This is a genomic window from Ralstonia pickettii, from assembly GCF_030582395.1.
GTDB classification, from domain to species: Bacteria; Pseudomonadota; Gammaproteobacteria; order Burkholderiales; family Burkholderiaceae; genus Ralstonia; species Ralstonia pickettii_D.
On record NZ_CP104381.1, the window covers coordinates 2108216 to 2123250 of the forward strand.

At 63.0% G+C, this 15035-nt stretch carries 20 protein-coding genes; all 20 read right to left on the minus strand.

Translation table 11 applies throughout. The features are described 5' to 3' along the window. Window positions 1–5 precede the first annotated feature (5 nt). The 20 genes from N5B55_RS10195 to N5B55_RS10290 are packed head-to-tail and all read right to left on the minus strand — an operon-like array spanning window position 6 to window position 15023. Window positions 6–1754, minus strand: coding sequence for a glycine-rich domain-containing protein (locus N5B55_RS10195; protein ID WP_304538075.1), 1749 nt, complete (start codon window positions 1752–1754; stop codon window positions 6–8). Then, window positions 1720–2367: a DUF2612 domain-containing protein gene (locus tag N5B55_RS10200; protein ID WP_304538076.1), complete on the minus strand. Its 648-nt coding sequence runs from the start codon at window positions 2365–2367 to the stop codon at window positions 1720–1722. Before N5B55_RS10200 ends, N5B55_RS10195 begins: the two co-directional genes overlap by 35 nt. After that, window positions 2368–3597, minus strand: a complete 1230-nt coding sequence (locus N5B55_RS10205) for a baseplate J/gp47 family protein (protein WP_304538077.1) — start codon at window positions 3595–3597, stop codon at window positions 2368–2370. Window positions 3598–3605: 8 nt separating this feature from the next. Next, the gene (locus N5B55_RS10210) at window positions 3606–3959 is read right to left on the minus strand and encodes a hypothetical protein (protein ID WP_304538078.1); all 354 of its coding nucleotides are present in this window, start codon (window positions 3957–3959) and stop codon (window positions 3606–3608) included. Continuing rightward, a complete protein-coding gene (locus N5B55_RS10215) occupies window positions 3959–4729 on the minus strand; it encodes an oxidoreductase (protein WP_304538079.1) in 771 nt (256 codons plus the stop codon). Before N5B55_RS10215 ends, N5B55_RS10210 begins: the two co-directional genes overlap by 1 nt. Continuing rightward, window positions 4722–5591 (minus strand): baseplate hub protein, encoded by an 870-nt coding sequence (locus N5B55_RS10220; protein WP_304538080.1) that lies wholly within the window; start codon window positions 5589–5591, stop codon window positions 4722–4724. The genes N5B55_RS10215 and N5B55_RS10220 overlap by 8 nt, the downstream gene beginning before the upstream one ends. After that, entirely contained in the window at window positions 5588–5887 is a 300-nt protein-coding gene (locus N5B55_RS10225; protein WP_304538081.1) for a phage baseplate plug family protein, read from the minus strand. The genes N5B55_RS10220 and N5B55_RS10225 overlap by 4 nt, the downstream gene beginning before the upstream one ends. Beyond that, window positions 5887–6537 (minus strand): phage baseplate protein, encoded by a 651-nt coding sequence (locus N5B55_RS10230; protein ID WP_304538082.1) that lies wholly within the window; start codon window positions 6535–6537, stop codon window positions 5887–5889. Before N5B55_RS10230 ends, N5B55_RS10225 begins: the two co-directional genes overlap by 1 nt. Before the next feature lie 7 nt (window positions 6538–6544). Further along, a complete protein-coding gene (locus N5B55_RS10235) occupies window positions 6545–8539 on the minus strand; it encodes a glycoside hydrolase family 73 protein (RefSeq protein ID WP_304538083.1) in 1995 nt (664 codons plus the stop codon). Between the two features lie 2 nt (window positions 8540–8541). Further along, entirely contained in the window at window positions 8542–8694 is a 153-nt protein-coding gene (locus N5B55_RS10240; protein ID WP_304538084.1) for a transcription elongation factor GreA, read from the minus strand. A 14-nt stretch (window positions 8695–8708) separates the two neighbouring features. Beyond that, window positions 8709–9146, minus strand: coding sequence for a hypothetical protein (locus N5B55_RS10245; RefSeq protein WP_304538085.1), 438 nt, complete (start codon window positions 9144–9146; stop codon window positions 8709–8711). Window position 9147: 1 nt separating this feature from the next. Continuing rightward, on the minus strand, window positions 9148–9582 hold the full coding sequence (locus tag N5B55_RS10250; RefSeq protein WP_304538086.1) for a phage tail fiber protein: 435 nt from the start codon (window positions 9580–9582) through the stop codon (window positions 9148–9150). Window positions 9583–9594: 12 nt separating this feature from the next. Next, a complete protein-coding gene (locus N5B55_RS10255; protein WP_304538087.1) occupies window positions 9595–11316 on the minus strand; it encodes a DUF3383 domain-containing protein in 1722 nt (573 codons plus the stop codon). Window positions 11317–11319: 3 nt separating this feature from the next. Then, the gene (locus N5B55_RS10260) at window positions 11320–11865 is read right to left on the minus strand and encodes a phage neck terminator protein (protein WP_304538088.1); all 546 of its coding nucleotides are present in this window, start codon (window positions 11863–11865) and stop codon (window positions 11320–11322) included. 2 nt (window positions 11866–11867) lie between these two features. Next, window positions 11868–12263 carry a hypothetical protein gene (locus N5B55_RS10265; RefSeq protein WP_304538089.1) on the minus strand — a complete coding sequence of 132 codons (396 nt, stop codon included), beginning with the start codon at window positions 12261–12263 and terminating at the stop codon, window positions 11868–11870. Beyond that, a complete protein-coding gene (locus N5B55_RS10270; RefSeq protein WP_304538090.1) occupies window positions 12260–12739 on the minus strand; it encodes a hypothetical protein in 480 nt (159 codons plus the stop codon). Before N5B55_RS10270 ends, N5B55_RS10265 begins: the two co-directional genes overlap by 4 nt. Next, window positions 12726–13136 carry a DUF4054 domain-containing protein gene (locus tag N5B55_RS10275; protein ID WP_304538091.1) on the minus strand — a complete coding sequence of 137 codons (411 nt, stop codon included), beginning with the start codon at window positions 13134–13136 and terminating at the stop codon, window positions 12726–12728. Before N5B55_RS10275 ends, N5B55_RS10270 begins: the two co-directional genes overlap by 14 nt. A gap of 3 nt (window positions 13137–13139) precedes the next feature. Further along, window positions 13140–13538 carry a hypothetical protein gene (locus N5B55_RS10280; RefSeq protein ID WP_304538092.1) on the minus strand — a complete coding sequence of 133 codons (399 nt, stop codon included), beginning with the start codon at window positions 13536–13538 and terminating at the stop codon, window positions 13140–13142. A gap of 1 nt (window position 13539) precedes the next feature. Further along, window positions 13540–14550, minus strand: coding sequence for a DUF2184 domain-containing protein (locus N5B55_RS10285; protein ID WP_304538093.1), 1011 nt, complete (start codon window positions 14548–14550; stop codon window positions 13540–13542). Beyond that, a complete protein-coding gene (locus N5B55_RS10290) occupies window positions 14547–15023 on the minus strand; it encodes a structural cement protein Gp24 (protein ID WP_304538094.1) in 477 nt (158 codons plus the stop codon). Before N5B55_RS10290 ends, N5B55_RS10285 begins: the two co-directional genes overlap by 4 nt. Between the last annotated feature and the right edge of the window lie 12 nt (window positions 15024–15035).

The window sequence follows — 15035 nt, forward strand, 5'->3', positions numbered from 1 at the left end:
GTTGGTCACCATTCGAAGATAACGATTCCGCCACTGCCTGGCTGCCCGAAATTATTATTTGCGCCTCCCGCACCGCCAGCACCGTACGCGGTACCGCTGCCGCCGGGATAGCCAGAGTTGCCGAGGCCGCCGCCTCCGAATACAGAAGGCGCACCGTTGCCGCCGAAGTAACCGCTGCCGCCACCATAAACACCAATCTGCCCAGGCACACCAGATGCACTAAGGTAAGGGGCGACGTTGGCACCCGAAACGGTAGGCAGGACACCACCGCCGCCCTGCGCGCCAACGCCAGTAGCGGAAATCACGCCTGATGGTGAACCACCAGGGCACGAGACGGAGATGCCAGTGCCTGTGATGGTGGTCGTACCACCCAAACCGCCTGAGCCACTGGTCCCCTGCGCACCGCCTGCGCCCACGGTAAATGAGATCGTCTGCCCTGGAGTTACTTGCAGGATACCTTCGCTGTATGAACCGCTGCCGGCTCCTCCTGCGGCCGACGAAGCAGCGATGCTAGCGCCGCCTCCGCCGCCTGCACCCACAGCACGATATTTGAGTTTGGTCACATTCGCCGGTACAACGAACGATCCGCTCGACGTGTTTGCCGACATGTTCGTGATCAAGCCCTGGAGCTGGCCGAGTGGAACCGCATGCTGGCTTTGCGTTGCGGTCGCGACCTGCTCGGGGGCACCAGAACAGAACAGCAACACATGCTGGCCGGCGCCACCATTCAACGTCGGGTTCCAGAACACCAATGCATCGCCGCCCGCAACCAGCTCGCCACCCTGCAGTGGCTGATGCGCACCTCCAACCAAGGCGTAGGCCGTGCCGGTGGTGTTCAGCGTGGAAGCGCCAGTGTTCGTTGTCTTGACCTTGAACCAGAACGGCGCCCAAGGCACTGGAGCCGTCAGCGCTGGCGTGTAGGCGACCACGTATGCGTTCGCGGTACCGGTGTCGATGCCGACGTTGGAGCTGCTCGCCTGCGCTTGCCCGAATTGAACGGCGTGCGTGCTCAACGTTGCTGCCGCGACACTCTCCGGCGGCTGCACGATGTTCGTCCCATCGCCTGTGACCTTCTGCTGTCCAGCAGCCAATACGACGCCCGTCCCGCCGGCAGTCTTGGCAGTGATGGTGAACGCCCCAGTGGTGTTGTTCACAATCGTCCAGTCCCGAATCCAGGCGGGCAGGATGACCTGGATGTTCCCCGTGAGCGTCCCGGCCAGCGTGATCTTGTTCTTCGCCGCTTGCGCCGGCGTGAGCGTGACGTTCGCGTTGGTAAGGCCGCCGATAGCGGTAGTGCCATAGGCACGGCCAGGAACCCATTTCGTGCCCGCGCCGGTGTCCGGGTTGTCCGTGTTGTTGTCGTTCAGGCTGACCCAAGTCCCTTGAAGGTCTGCGCTCATCAGCTCGGCGCCGTTGGGGTAGCCGCCGACGTTCGTATCCGCCGCAAACGAAGAGCTGAAGCTGTACAGTCCACCCGCGTGCGACCACCGAGTCGACTGCGTGATCATGTACAGAATGCCGTTCATGTCGAGACCAGCGGGCGGAATGCCACCGGCCACGAGAGGCGTGCGCGTGGCCGGAGGAAAACCGTCGGTGAACGACGCCCCACCGGGATTGCCGGGAAGCTGCGACGCCTCGGGGATGGTGTTCTTGCCGCCGCCTGACGCGAACGGCAGAGGGATCAGGGTGGGTGTTTGGGTCGACTGCATTCCAGTTTCCTTAGTAGAAGGTGCCTTGGTCGAACGGCGCTGCACTCGCGCCGGCTTCAGCAAAGCCAAAGACGTTTGGCGTGGGAACCTGCGCCATCGAGGCAAGCACACCGGTCGGGCGCGGCAGCACGCCAGACTGCTGCACGATCGCGACCTCCCACGGTTGGAGATAGAACTCGAACGTGTAACGCATCTGCATGTTTCCCAGGTCGTTCACGTAGCAGCGACCGCGGCCTGCAAACAGGTTCTGCAGCAGTTGGTTGATGCTTGGGATCGAGCAGTCCGTGATGTTGGCCAACGCTTTCGCGAGGATCAGCGTCTTAAATGCCGCGTCCTGCAGCACGTAGGTCTGCGTGCCGGGAGTGCCGGAGTAAAAAACGCCCTGGTCGAATGGCGCGGCGCTTGCCGTGCCGGCTTCTGAGAACCCAAGGTTGACCTCGGTCGTCGGGATGGCGAGCTTGCGGCCATTCTCCAGGCCGACGATCTTTCCCCAGATGTCGAGCCCCTTTCCAACAGCCGTGTCCACGTTCCAGATCAGGTTATAGAAAGCATCAATATCGGCGCTCGGGTCGATATAGCCATCCATGTTTTGAATCAACTGGACGAGGGTCGGGCTGTTCGCATACTGCGAAAGAATGGTCTGCTCAACGTTTTTCATTTAAACCGCTGTGACAGAAATATTGGCTGCCGATATTGTAGGCGTTTGATTGATGCCGACTGCAACAGAATTGGCATTCGCCACGCCAATTCCAAGTTGAATCGACAACAACTCGACAGACGGATCGACGGCCATGACACCCGGGTAGTAGCGGCCAGCAAATAGGGTGATGCCAGCCCGCGCACGCGATCCGCCATCCGCGCCGGTAAATGCATTGATGATTGCGTTTTTAACCAATTGCACATAGTTAGACGGCAAATTGGGGGTATTTACCAACTGCACGGAGAAAAAAATCGGCGTCGGTGTCAGCGTTTGATAAGTGACTGAATATTGCGGATAAGGCTGCTGATATCCATCGGTGTCATATACCGTGACGGTCGTATTGCCGTTGTAATTGCAGCCCGGCGCCTTCTTCGTCCAGATGGCGTTCCCGATGTCCTGCGCCGCGCCGCCATAGGCACCCACATACAACGAGTTCGGCGCCAGCGTCACACCACCGATCGTGAGCGGAGTCGAGTTCGGGTTGTCCGTCACATAGGCATCAAGCACACCGGCCACATTCAGCACGCGCCCGCGCACGGCAGGTACCGAGCCCGAGGCGTTCTGTGCGACCGACTGCCGGCGGCGAAACTCGAAATCGGCGCGGCTCTCCACCACGTTGCCGGCCACGCCAGACACGACGCTCACCGTGTCCCAGCCAGGGATCGCCTTGTAGATCGAGACCTGATTCGCCGCCGGCACTGGCGTCGGGCCGGTGACGGTGCACGCAAACGAAAGGGTAATAGAGCCGCCCGCCGGAATCGTGCCGGCCTGCGTGCACACGTAGGTGTTCTGGTTCTGGTCTTGGATCATCGCGCCGAGCGGGATCGGCGCGCCCAGGCCGCCGCAGGCGATCTCCAGCACCGTCGGCTGGGCCGGATTGCGCTCGATGAAATAGATGCGGCCGATCGCATCCTGAAACCGCCCGTCGGCCGTGTCGGGGTCCACGCCGTTCACAACTTCCAGCATGTCGTCGTTCTTGGCGCCCACGATCGCCGTGAGACTTGACGAGAGCTGGCCTTGCGACGTCTTTGTGTTCGGCGTGCCGTCGGTGTTGGTGGTGTTCAGCTTGCCGCCAAATGCGGCATTGATGTCGGCCATCGCGCCGGCCAGGATGGCAGACTCGGCGGGTACAACGGGCCCTGTCGGTGCCCAGTTGATCGGCGGGACGCTGGAGGATGGATTTGCCATGGAAGACCTCAGAAGTCGATGGGCAACGTAACGCCATCGGACGTGGTTACCTGCACTTGGCCGGCGAGCGTGCGGTTATCGAAGCCGGTGATGTAGCACTGCGCGTCGACGACCCCGGTAACAGTCATGGCGGCGGCCACGATGTCGGATTTCACGAGCTGCAGCGGCGGATATTCGCCGAGGATGTCGTCCCAGTACGGAACGCCGTCTTCGGTGTTGAACCAGCACTCGCCCAGGAAGGTGCGCACCGCGCTGGCCACGTCCTGAGCGATGGCATAGGGCTCGTCTGCCATGGCGATGTTGCCGTTGGCGTCAGCGCAGAGGTCCCAAAGGGTGCGATCGAGAAGAAGGGTCGAGGCCATCAGTTCACATTCCCGCTGTTGCCGCTGCCCGGCTGGACGCCGTTGTGCGTGTGGGTGTCGTCGATGTGCTTGCCATTCGCGAAGACCTGGCCCACGAAATTGAAGATCCCCGTGATCGTCGCAGCCGCCCCAGATACGGCGCTGCCGACCATGCCACCCAGGAACGTGAGCAGGCCATCGATCGTCACTGCGTTGCTGAACGTCGACTGCGGCGAATTGACGGTGAACGACGTGGACGCGTCGACCTCGACGAGCGGCGCCTGCAGCGTGAGCTTCGTCGGCGAGACGACGGAGATGCCAGCCGCGCTGAACCGCACATACTGCAGTGGCGCACCGTTCAGAAAGCCGCCCAAGTAGAGGCCATCGGCGACATCAAAGATGCGCTTCGACCCCGGGTTCGCCTGGGCCTTGTTCACCTTGACCGACGAGATGTCGCGATCCTCGACGATAGCCACGCCGATGTCGCCGACCTGCGGGTCGATGATGACTGCGTTGGTGCCGCCCTGAAGCCGAAAGTACGGCAGGTGATAGACGGTGCCGTGCGGCATGGCGTTGTTCCAGCCGTCGAGCTGGTTCACCAGCGGCTGCACGTCGACGAAACCGACCGGGCTCACGCCGCCGGAATTCGTCACCGCCTTCACTTCGACGAGCTTCGCCCCGCTGATCTGCCGCAGGATCTGCCAGATCAGGAAGGATTGAGCGGTGTAGTCGTCCGCGCTGGTCTGCTGGCCAGCGGCGCCGCGGTAGCCGTTGTTCTCGATGTCAGCCATTTGGCAGGGGCACTCCCAAGATGCGTGTGAACCATTGGCCGTTCGGCGTCTCGCTTTCCAGCGTGTGCATGGCGTTCGAGACGAGCCACGTTCCGCAGGCCATGGTGAGCGTGCTTTGCACCTGCACTTTGCCGCCCGGCTTGATCTGCGGGCTCCACAGCATCGATACCTCGATGCCGTTGCTGGCGAAACGCGGATAGCCGCGCATGCCCTTGGCTTTCGAGATGAGCGGAATGCCCTCCGGCGTGTCGCGCGCGGCATCCTTCGGCCAGATGGCCAGCGTGTCGCGGTCGATCGTCATGCAGATGTCGGCGGCACGTGCGCAGGCCTTCGCCTGCATCAGCGCGGTACCGGGGAAATACGGGTTGGAGAGTTGCACCTGCACGCCGTTGTTCTCGAACGCAAAGCCCATTTGCTCCGCCAGCGCACCCATGATGGTGGCCACATCCGCCGCGCCCTGGATGCTCAGCGCTTCGACCGGCTTGATCGAGGCGGCCAAGCCCGCCACGCCGATCACCTCCAGGCAGGAGTCCGGCGCGCCGTCCATGTTGATCCACGACTCGCTGATCGTTCCGCTGTAGGCGGTGCTCATGCCCGTCTCATCATCGCCCGCCGCGATCAGGATCTTGTTCTTCAACCGCACTGCGGAATTGACCAGGCCGATGGTGGTGAGCTGGTTCATCATCTCGATCGGCAGGCCGAAGATGCGCGCATGCACCGCCGGCATGGCCTCGCCGTAGGTGGCCTGGATCATCGCGTGCACACGCAAGCCGGTGAGCGTCATGGTGTCCGAACCAGTCTCGCCGAACGTGCCGGTACCGAGCGTGATGGTCACGTCGATGCGCTTGCGTGTGAAGCTCATAGGTCGGCCGCCTCCAGGTACACGAGCAGGAAGCGCGAGCCCAGGCCGTCCGATGACGGGTCACTGGTTCCCTGCGTGTCGGCGAACATCAGATCGCCAACGAAGCCCAGATACGGATGGCGGATCAACCGCACTCGATCACGGCAGACGATGCCGCTCTTGACGGCCACGTTGTTGATGGCCAGGTCGAGATACAGGCCCGTCGTCTTTTGGTAGACGCTGATTTGGCAATTCTGGCCGGCGAGCAGAACGGAGAGCTTCTGCGACGGCGTGGCAGCAACAGGTATCACCAGCATCACGCCCCCTTCGAGCCGATGAGCGCGGCCTGATCCGTCGTCGGCGCCTGCGGCTGAACCTGCCCCTGCGATGCCGGATCAGCAGATGATGGGTTCTGCGTGTTGGCAAATTGGGCGACGGCCGTCACGCGCACTTCTTGGAGATAGACGTTGACCTTGAGCAGCGTCACGCCGTCGCGCACCTCGCGCCGGTTGTCGTAGGCCACGATGTTGGCGCTCGTGTAGACACGCTCCGGCGTCACCACCTTGTAGAGGTTGGTCGATTGTTTGGCAGCCTCGATCGCGGCCAGGAACTTCGCGCGGATGGGCAGCAGACGCCCGCAGACGAGCTGCACGCGCGCGTCGTATGGCACTTGCACCTTGTTGTAGGAGGTGAAAGCGCCCTGCTCCTGCGGGTAATCCGAGATTCGCGAGTCGCCCCGGTATTCCAGCGTCGTCACCGTGTCAGCGAGAGCGACACGCTTGCCGGACTTGTCGAAGATGCCGTAGACGGGCCGCAGAGCGTCGTTCAGGATGCCCAGCAGGTCACCCGTAGCGAGTTGGCCAGCCACGCGCAGCGGATCGATCTCGGCGAGCGGATCGCGCAGCATGGGCGGCACGCCCGGCAGCGGCGGAACGTCTGGAAAGGCCGGAACAGAGAGGGTCGGCATCGGCATATCAGCTCAGCCCCGTGTTGGCTTGGGTGACCATCGTCTGACGCTGCACCTCGGGCACGAAGTCGCGGGCGATCCCCGCAGCGTCTGTTGCCTGCGTGTAGACGTTGATCGGCCCGTTGATGTTGGTCTCGCTGCTCGATGTGCTGGTCGGCGCTGGCAGCACTGGCGCGGCAGCGGCGGGCGCCATTGCCGTCTGCTGGGCGATCTGCGCGGCGTTGGCCTGACGCAGCGCCTCTGAGTTCTGGCCGATCATGGCGCGCAGCTTCGCGCCGTACTGCGGATCGGTGGCGTACTTGCCGGTCAGCGCATCCGCGTAGGCCATCGGGTCGTCGGAATGCTTCCGGGCTTCCGCGTAGGCCTTCCCCGTCGCAAGCAGCTTGCCGTGCGCGTCGAAGGCATCCGCCAGCGAGTCGTACTTGGCGAAGCGCTGTTTGACCCGCTGCGCGACGCCGTTGATGACCTCGGTGGTCTCGGCTTCGACATACGGCTGGCCGGCGGTCGCCTTGATGCCGAACGGGTTGTTGCTGCCGGCCGGCATGCGCTTGCCGAAGCTGCTCTCCAGACCGTACTGGCCAAGCGTTACTGCGGCGGGCACGCCGTATTTCTGCTGGGTTGCCACCGCCGCGTTCACGGCGTCCGGGCCGGCCTTCTTCACCAGGGTATCGGGCAGCGACATGAAGGCCGCCACATCCTCGTTCGATTTCCCGGTCATCATCGCCGACGCCTTCGCCGCGACGGCCTTGAGGAACTCGCCCGCCGGCAGATCGGCGGAAGCCGCCAGCCAATCGCCCTTCTTGATGTCTTCGATGCCCTTCGCCTGATCCGTGTCCGGCAAGCCGAGGGCTTTGGCAGCGGTGAGGCCGAGCAGCACAGCGATGGCAGCGGGCCCCAGACGCCCGATCAGGCCCAGCGACGACCCGACACCGCCCAGCGCGCCAGCCAGTTGCAGCACGGGGCTGACGATCGAGAGGATCTTCAAGCCGATCAGCGCCATCAGCACGACCTTCCAGCCGCCCAGGGCCTGCACACCCTTGTCGAGCTGCTCGAAGAACGACTTCACATCGGCGATCACCTGTTTCCAGTCGATGCTGTTCACCCAGGCGGCGAACTGCTCGGCCATCTGTCCAACCTGTGTGCCGATCTGGTCGGCGTGCGCAGAAAACCATTTCGACAACCGTTCGAGCAGCCCCATGATGGTCTCGAACGCGGGCGCCATCGCGATCACAACGCGCTGCGCGTTGTTGCTGATGCCTTCCTTGAAATCCTTCCAGCGGTTGTTCAGGGCACGCAGGCGGTCGGTTTCCTGCTCTGACAGCTCGTTGAGCTTCTGCTGGCGCTCCATCTCCGCGCGGAGCGCCTGCGGGCCCTGCATGAGCGCGTACGCCATCGCGCGGGTGTAGCCCTCCTGCTGCATGGCGAGGATGGCAAAGCCGGTGCCCTGGGTCTGTGCGAGCTTCTGCGCGATCTCGGCGTCACGCTCCAGCTTCTTGATGGGGTTGTTGGCATCGCTTACGTCGGCATTCACGCCCGCGCGGCTGGCGTTCAGCAGGTACGCCTCCAACCGTTTGTCGAGCTCGCCTGTCTTCAGCTTGGCGGCCTGCTCCTGAATGCCCTTGAGCGCCTCGTCTGCATCGCCCACGGAAGCGCCAAGCCGGTCGAAGCTCTGCTCGACGGCCCGCACCTCGCCGGGGACCATGCCGAGTTCGCGCGCGAGCTGCCCGGTGGCAATGGCGCTCTTGATGGTGTCGCCCGCGAAGTCGGCCAGACCCTTGATGCCCAGGCCGGCCGTGAAGATCGCCACCAGCGCGAGCACCTCGCTGCGCACGCGCTTGAACGAGTCGGCGGCGCGCTTGTTGCGCTCTTCGATCTCTTTCGCGGCGCGGGTCTCTTCTGCGGTGAGTTTCTTGGTGGCTTGTGACGCCTCGGACTTGCCACGCTTGAAGGCGGCAGAGTCGAGGCCCAGGGTCACAATCAGCGCGTCAACGATCGTCGCCACGGTCACTTTCTCCGTTCCATCGCGACGCGCTCGTTATGGCTGTCGACGATGATTATTTCGAGCAGGTCATGCAGGTCTTCCTGGCCGTAGACGGTCTGTAGCTCGTGCAGCGTGGCGCGTTGCCGTGACAGCACCGCGCCGATGTTGCGCGGCACGTTGGGATACTCGATCAGGCGGCCGGTTGATTCGCCGACCCAGAAGCCTGCGTCGATGGGGCGGCGCCTGTAAAAAACTCCAGATGAAGGTCGAGCACAGCCTTGCGCAGCTTCAGGCGAGTGACCACCTCTTCGATGTCATCCTCGATGAGGTCGCGCGCGCCGCCCGCCTGGCCGCTAAACTCGTACTGCACGCACGTCATCATCTCGTCGAACAGGGGCTTGACGAGATCGAATGGCACTTTCGTCAGGGCTTTGATGCCAATGGCGGCCAGACCTGCCAGGCCTGCCTTCAGCACGTCGTCGTCCACGTCGACACCGCTCTGCATGAGGGCGAACAGCGCGCGCGCCGCCCACTCTTCCGAGCGGGTTGCCGGCATCTCTGTAATGCGGAACCGCTTGCCCTTGTCGCGGCCGTCGGTGGCGGTGAAAAATGAGGTCTTGCGTCCCATGTCACATCGGCGCCGGGTGCACCGACTCCCAGGTGATTTCGTAGGTGACCGGCTGCAGCGTCTTCTTGCCGTCGGGCATGGCCTTGGCGCGCGTGAGCGTACCGTTGTTCATGGCGAACTTCTTGCCAGGGCCAGGCAACGTCACGTTGCCGGATGCGGCGTACACGTCCTGCAGCGCGTCCTGCGCGGCGATCCACGCCTCGAAGAACGAGATCGACGGCGAATTTGCCATCAGCGTAATGCGCCACTTGACGTTGTGCGGGATCCAGCCGCTCGCCTGCTTGCCGTCGAGACCAAGCTGGACTTCCGCCATTTCCATGTCGTCGGTGTCGAAGATGTCTTCGGCCGCGTAGCCTTGAATCTGCTGGGCCACCGGGAAGACCGGGATGACGGACAGCATGATCTGGCTGTTCGCGCTGGTGATAGAGCCTGCCATGTCGTTTTCTCCTTACTGAACCAGGACCGAGGCCATCTGGATCACGTGGACGGAACCGCCGTCCATGTACCAGAAGTTGACCGGCGGCGATTGGCGAGCGGCACGGATCTGCGCTGCCGTCTGCGATGCGAGCACCTGGAGATACCAGCCGCGCGACGACAGCACCTTGTCGATGGCGACGCCGGCTGCGGTATTCACCTCGGCGGCCTGTGCGGCCGATAGCTGCACGCCGGGCTGCAGGCCGCCGAAGTTGGCGAACTGGTTGATCGGATCCAGCAGCCACGCCTCGATGAGTGCATCGCCCGCGCTGTTGTAGGGAACCGAGTTGGTCTGCGTCAGGCCAGTCATGATCGCGAGCTGGAACTGGTTGTTCAGCCAGATCTGATTCACATACGAGTCGATCCACTCGTATTGACCAGCGATCACGCCGTCCGTGAAGAACGTGAACTGCTGGTTGGCCGTCGCGAAGGCGCCGTAGCAGTTGTAGCCGTTCGCCTTGAGGTTCGTGTACGTTGTCGCGTCGGTCACCGTAGCGGCCAACCCGGATTGCGATTTGAACTTGGCGGTGATGCGGCCGGCGCGCGCACCGAAGTTGATCGAGGCGATCATCCCCATCAGATACGCCGCCTGGTTCACATCCTTGTAGATCGGCGCGACGCCCGACATGTTCGCCTGGCCAACGATGTAGCCGAGCGACGTGGTGGCCGGCACGGTGGTCGTCGGGCTCTGGTCGGTGTCCCACGCGGCGTACAGGTAGCGGTTGTTCTGCTGAGCCGTCCAGGTTGCGAAGGCTTGCTTCTGTGCGTTGCCGCTGCCGTTGTCCGGGTCGAACGCCGTCATGAACGACGCCCAGTTGGTCGTCACGCGCACGAGAGCGTTCATCGCGTTGGCAGGCGTCGAGGCGACGGCACCCTGCGAGAGCACCGCGCCGGTGGCCGACGTGAGAGCGAGGCCAGCCGCCAGGGTGCCGGTGGCATAGGCAACCGTGGACGCTGCGCCGGTGATGGCCGACGTGACCACGAATGCGCTCGACACGCTGTCGAACGTGACAGCCGGTGCGACAAACGCGCCCGTCATCGATTCGCTTGCCACCGTCTGCGTGTTGTTCACCGTGTAGGTGCCCGTGCCGCCGGTACCGGTCAGGAAGCCAGTGACAACCGTGCCCGCTGCGATGCCAGTCCCTGCGAGCTGCTGGCCAACGGCAATCGTGCCCGCGCTAACAGCCGAGACCGTGAGCGTCGTGCCGCTGATCGCGCCAGTGAAAGCTGCGGAAGTTTGCGTGGTGCCGGCCAGCGCGGTCTGGATCGCTGTGGCAGCGGCAGAGAAGCTCGACGCGCTTGCGAGGTTGATCGAGGCCGCCGCCCAGGTGAAGCCGTCTACCACCACCGACAGCGAGCCCGACAGCGCCTGAAGCTGTGAAAGCGTCATTGCCGCCAGAGAGCCGCCGCGCAGATAAGCCGCGACAGAAGCCGTCGGGTATTGCATAAAGCTGAGCGAGCCCGGCTTTTTTGTCGAATTGTCAAAGCCTTTGTAATAAACCGAGGCCAAAGACGCTTCAAGAGACGCGGGGCCGTAATAACTCGCGACAGCCAATTGCGTGGGAAAACTCGGCACGGTGCCAATCGGCGTGCGTGTATTCGTTGTGAGGATAACCCCCACCAGATCAAGCGCCGAGCCGCCCGCGCTGACGACGCTCGGATTCGCATTGGCGATAAGGGATGCCGGGATCGACATGGTTTAGGCTCCGGGTGGATATGCCGCTTGAACGCTGGTCGTATTGACCTTAACGGTATTTGCGAAATCCTGCGGCGTTTGAGTGATTGGATTGTACTGAATAGCAGCGTCAATAATCCAACGCTGTTCAAACTGGTTTTCACCGTTAATAAACGGCATTTGTTTCGGTTCTTCGCAATAAAGCGGTTGAATTTGCGAATTTACGGACGCAAAAGAATTGCAGCCATATTCGTCGCGGAACAGCGTCGCGATGATCGCGGTGTTGTCGGCAGAGTTGGGGCCGTGCACATTGAGCTGCACGTGTAGCGCCATCGAGACGAGCGAATTGCGCGTGCCCTGGCCGGTGCCGGGGTCGGTGAACGTGTCGACGTTCGTCGAGAGCCGCGGCATCGTGATGACGTTCATCGTCACGAAGTCCGGAACCGCTGGCTCGGCTACGCCGTTTTCCTGCGCCTTCACGACCTCGATGCCGGTCGGCAGGATGCCCAGCAAGAACGCGCGCAGCGCGGTGAAGACGTCGGTTTCTTTGATGCTGATGGTCGCGGGCATGGTCAGCTCATCTGAAGTTGAATCGCCAGCGCGCACCAGTCCGGCCACGTCTCCAGCGGCTGCACGACGAGCCACGTCGTGCCCTGGAGGTTGGCCGGCACATTCGCGGTCGTGCCGAACTGGAAGCGGTCCCCGCCTCCCTGCCCTGGCCGGTAGACGCTGCGCCAGTCGCCGTCGAGATACGCCTTGCGCAGCACGCCGCCGATGTTCAGGCCGTCGAGGTGCTGGATTTCCTTCGCCGACAGCGCCTGCACCTGCACGCTCTCGGTCGACGTGGTGCGCACGGGTGTGCGTCCACCGTCTGGCGCCGTTACATAGCCGCCGCTGCGCTGGAGCGTCGCCGGCACGTGCGGATTCACTGCGCCGATCACGCCTTTCACCACGCCATGCAGGTTCATTCCGACACCTCGCCATCAACGATGTCGTAGGCCACCGAGTTCATCATGTGCTTGGTATCGCGCAGCACCTGGTCGTGCCCCTTCTTCTCGATGGTCGATTCCGCGTTCGGCGGATCAGAAAACGTGGCGATGGTGCTCTTGATGTCGGTCATGGCTGCCTCGCCTGCCAGGCGCAGGGCGGCCTCGAAATCGCCGCCATTGCGCTGCACCGTCGCGCCGACCACCTTCGACCAGCGCTTTCCTTTCGCCTGGGCCGTAGTGCGCATGAAGGGACGCGGCGGCGTCACGATGGTCTTGCCGTTGACGTTGCGGCTTGTGCCGTATTCATTCCAGAAGGCGACCACGGCCGTCGGCTTGCCATCCGGGTACTGCGAGCCTTCGAGGATGCCGGCGCGCATGGTCTTGTTCGTGCCCTTCAGGTACTGCGCGAGAGCGGCTTCCAGTTTGGCGCCGCCGGCGACCTTAGCTGCACACATGGGGAGCGGCGAAATACCGGAACATGCGGTATGGCAGCGCCATCTGCCAGAAGAGCAAGCCGTACTGGCTCTGCGCCCAGAATGCTGCGCTCTGCGACTGCACCTGCGCGAAGGTCGCGTTCACCGTGCCTTCGGTGGCGCCGGTCATCTGGCCAACAAGGGCTGCTTGGGATCCATCACCTGCGCTGGCGCGGCCCATGAGGAACGCGATGTGGGCGGTGATGAGGTAGAGCAGGTTCGTGCGGATCGTCAGATCCTGCACGATGGAAGCGGGGGTGTTATTCAGAAACGCCCCAGCCATGCCGAAATACATGGTGAGGGTGGTGGGCGACACCGCGGAGAACGCCGGAAACTGCGCCACGAAGGCCACCGGATCGAACGTGACGGTGCCGCCCATGGCTTAAGCAGCCTTTGCCGTGCCGTCGGCAGACTTGTCTTCCGGGTGGGCGTTCGGGTTGTAGCCCTCGAAGCCGGTCTTCTCGCCTTCAGCTTCGCGCGCCTGCGATTCGCCGGACTTGTCGTCCTTGGCGGCGAAGATGAAGCCGTTGAGGTGCGCGGCCGACTTGCCGTGATCCTTAACGATCTGCTCCCAGTCGTCAGCATCCACGGTCGTGACACCGAAGCCCATCACGGCGTAGCGGCCCGGCATGTCGGTCACCTGCAGCTCGGAACGCTCGTCGCCATACATGCCGATCAGGCGCACCTCGCGGCCGTCCGGCATCGTGTAGCGAATGCCGTGCGGCAGCTTGCAGTACACCTTGACCGGCTTGGCGGCCTTCGTTTCTTGGGTTTCAGCCATGTCAGACCCCCAGCATCTGGGCGATGAAGTTCGGGTAATAGATCACTGCGCCCCAGGCATGCCCCGACTTTTTCTCGGAGAAGTAGGACGAGTGGCGGACCACGCCGTGGGCGCGCATGCGCTCGGCGTAGGCGAGTTCGCCAGTCGGGAAGCCCTCGACATCCTGGATGATCATCTGCACCAGGTTGCCGCTGGTCGTGGCGAACTCGGGGATCGTCTCGATCGTCATGTTCGGATAGGCCAGCTTCAGACGATCCTTGAGCACCTGACCGTAGTTGTTCTGCTTGGTCAGGTTTTGCTCGACAACGTTGGGAATCCCAACGGTCGCCTTGGACTTCGTGTTGATGAGGCCGCCGCCCTGGCTGATTGCGTTCGCCCACAGCAGCACGAAGTCGGCATAGATCTCGTCCGAGTTCTTCTGCGCCCAGGTATTGCCGTTTGCGCCAGTGGTCGGTGCCACCGGAGCGATCAGCGACGGATCGTTCATCAGACCGTAGTTTTGCAGCCCGCTCACGCCGAACAAGAAGATGTTGTTTTCCTTCTTGCGCAGAATCAGTGCCGATGCTCGCTGTTGGTTTTGGGCGTAGTTCAAACGCGCCTTTGCGGCCACGTCCATCTGCTTGTCGCCCCACTGCGTGTTCGTCTGGAACCCGTAGGACTGACGTTGCGGGAAGTTCGTGTTGTGGCTCGACTGGCCGTTCTCGCTGAAATCGCCGTAGGTCGCGGTTTCACCTTCCGACTCCACAACCATGAAGGTCGTGGTGTTGGTTGCCCAGTCGCCCTTCTGCACCGCGCCGTAGAGCAGCTCGGCGTTCATCGGAGCCGTGAGCACTTCGATCACACGCGGGTCGAAGTAGTTGGTGAGCATCGCGGGGATGCCGTTGTTGGGTTGCGTGACCATGGGGCCGGCCGCGTCCATTGCGGCGACCAGCTTGGTGCGCGTCGGGGCGTCCAGCAGCTCGGCGCCATGCGGCAGATGGATGCCGTAATCCTTCAGTTGGTCGAGCTTCATGCCAGTTGGCTCCAGGTCGAGATCTTGATGACAGCGCCAGCAGCACCGCCGCGCGAGACGACGAAAGCTGTCTCCACTGCGCCGGTGATGGTTGCGCCGGCCGCGCCGAACTGCAGCGTGCCGTCGGCCAGCGTTGCGAAGACTTTCTGGCCGAGAGTGGCAGCGTTGGCAGATTTGGCGAAGAACTCACCGCGTTCCGCTACTTGCACCGGGAAACCGGCCGGCACCTGCATGCTGTACTCCTGCAGGTAGTTCGGAATCACGCCGGTCTGATCCGTGATCGCGAAGCCCAACGGCTTGCCGGTGCCGGTGTTCTGCACTTGGTTGTCGGTATCCGTACCGGGCCACACGAAGGCGGCCACAGTGACGGGGGTCTGTGCCACGCGCGAGATGACCGAGATCGGGTTCATCGAGGCGCGTGCGCCCGGCGTGCCGACCTCCGGCTGGAGACGTACTGCGTTCGGGAAAGGCATGGTCGGTCGTCC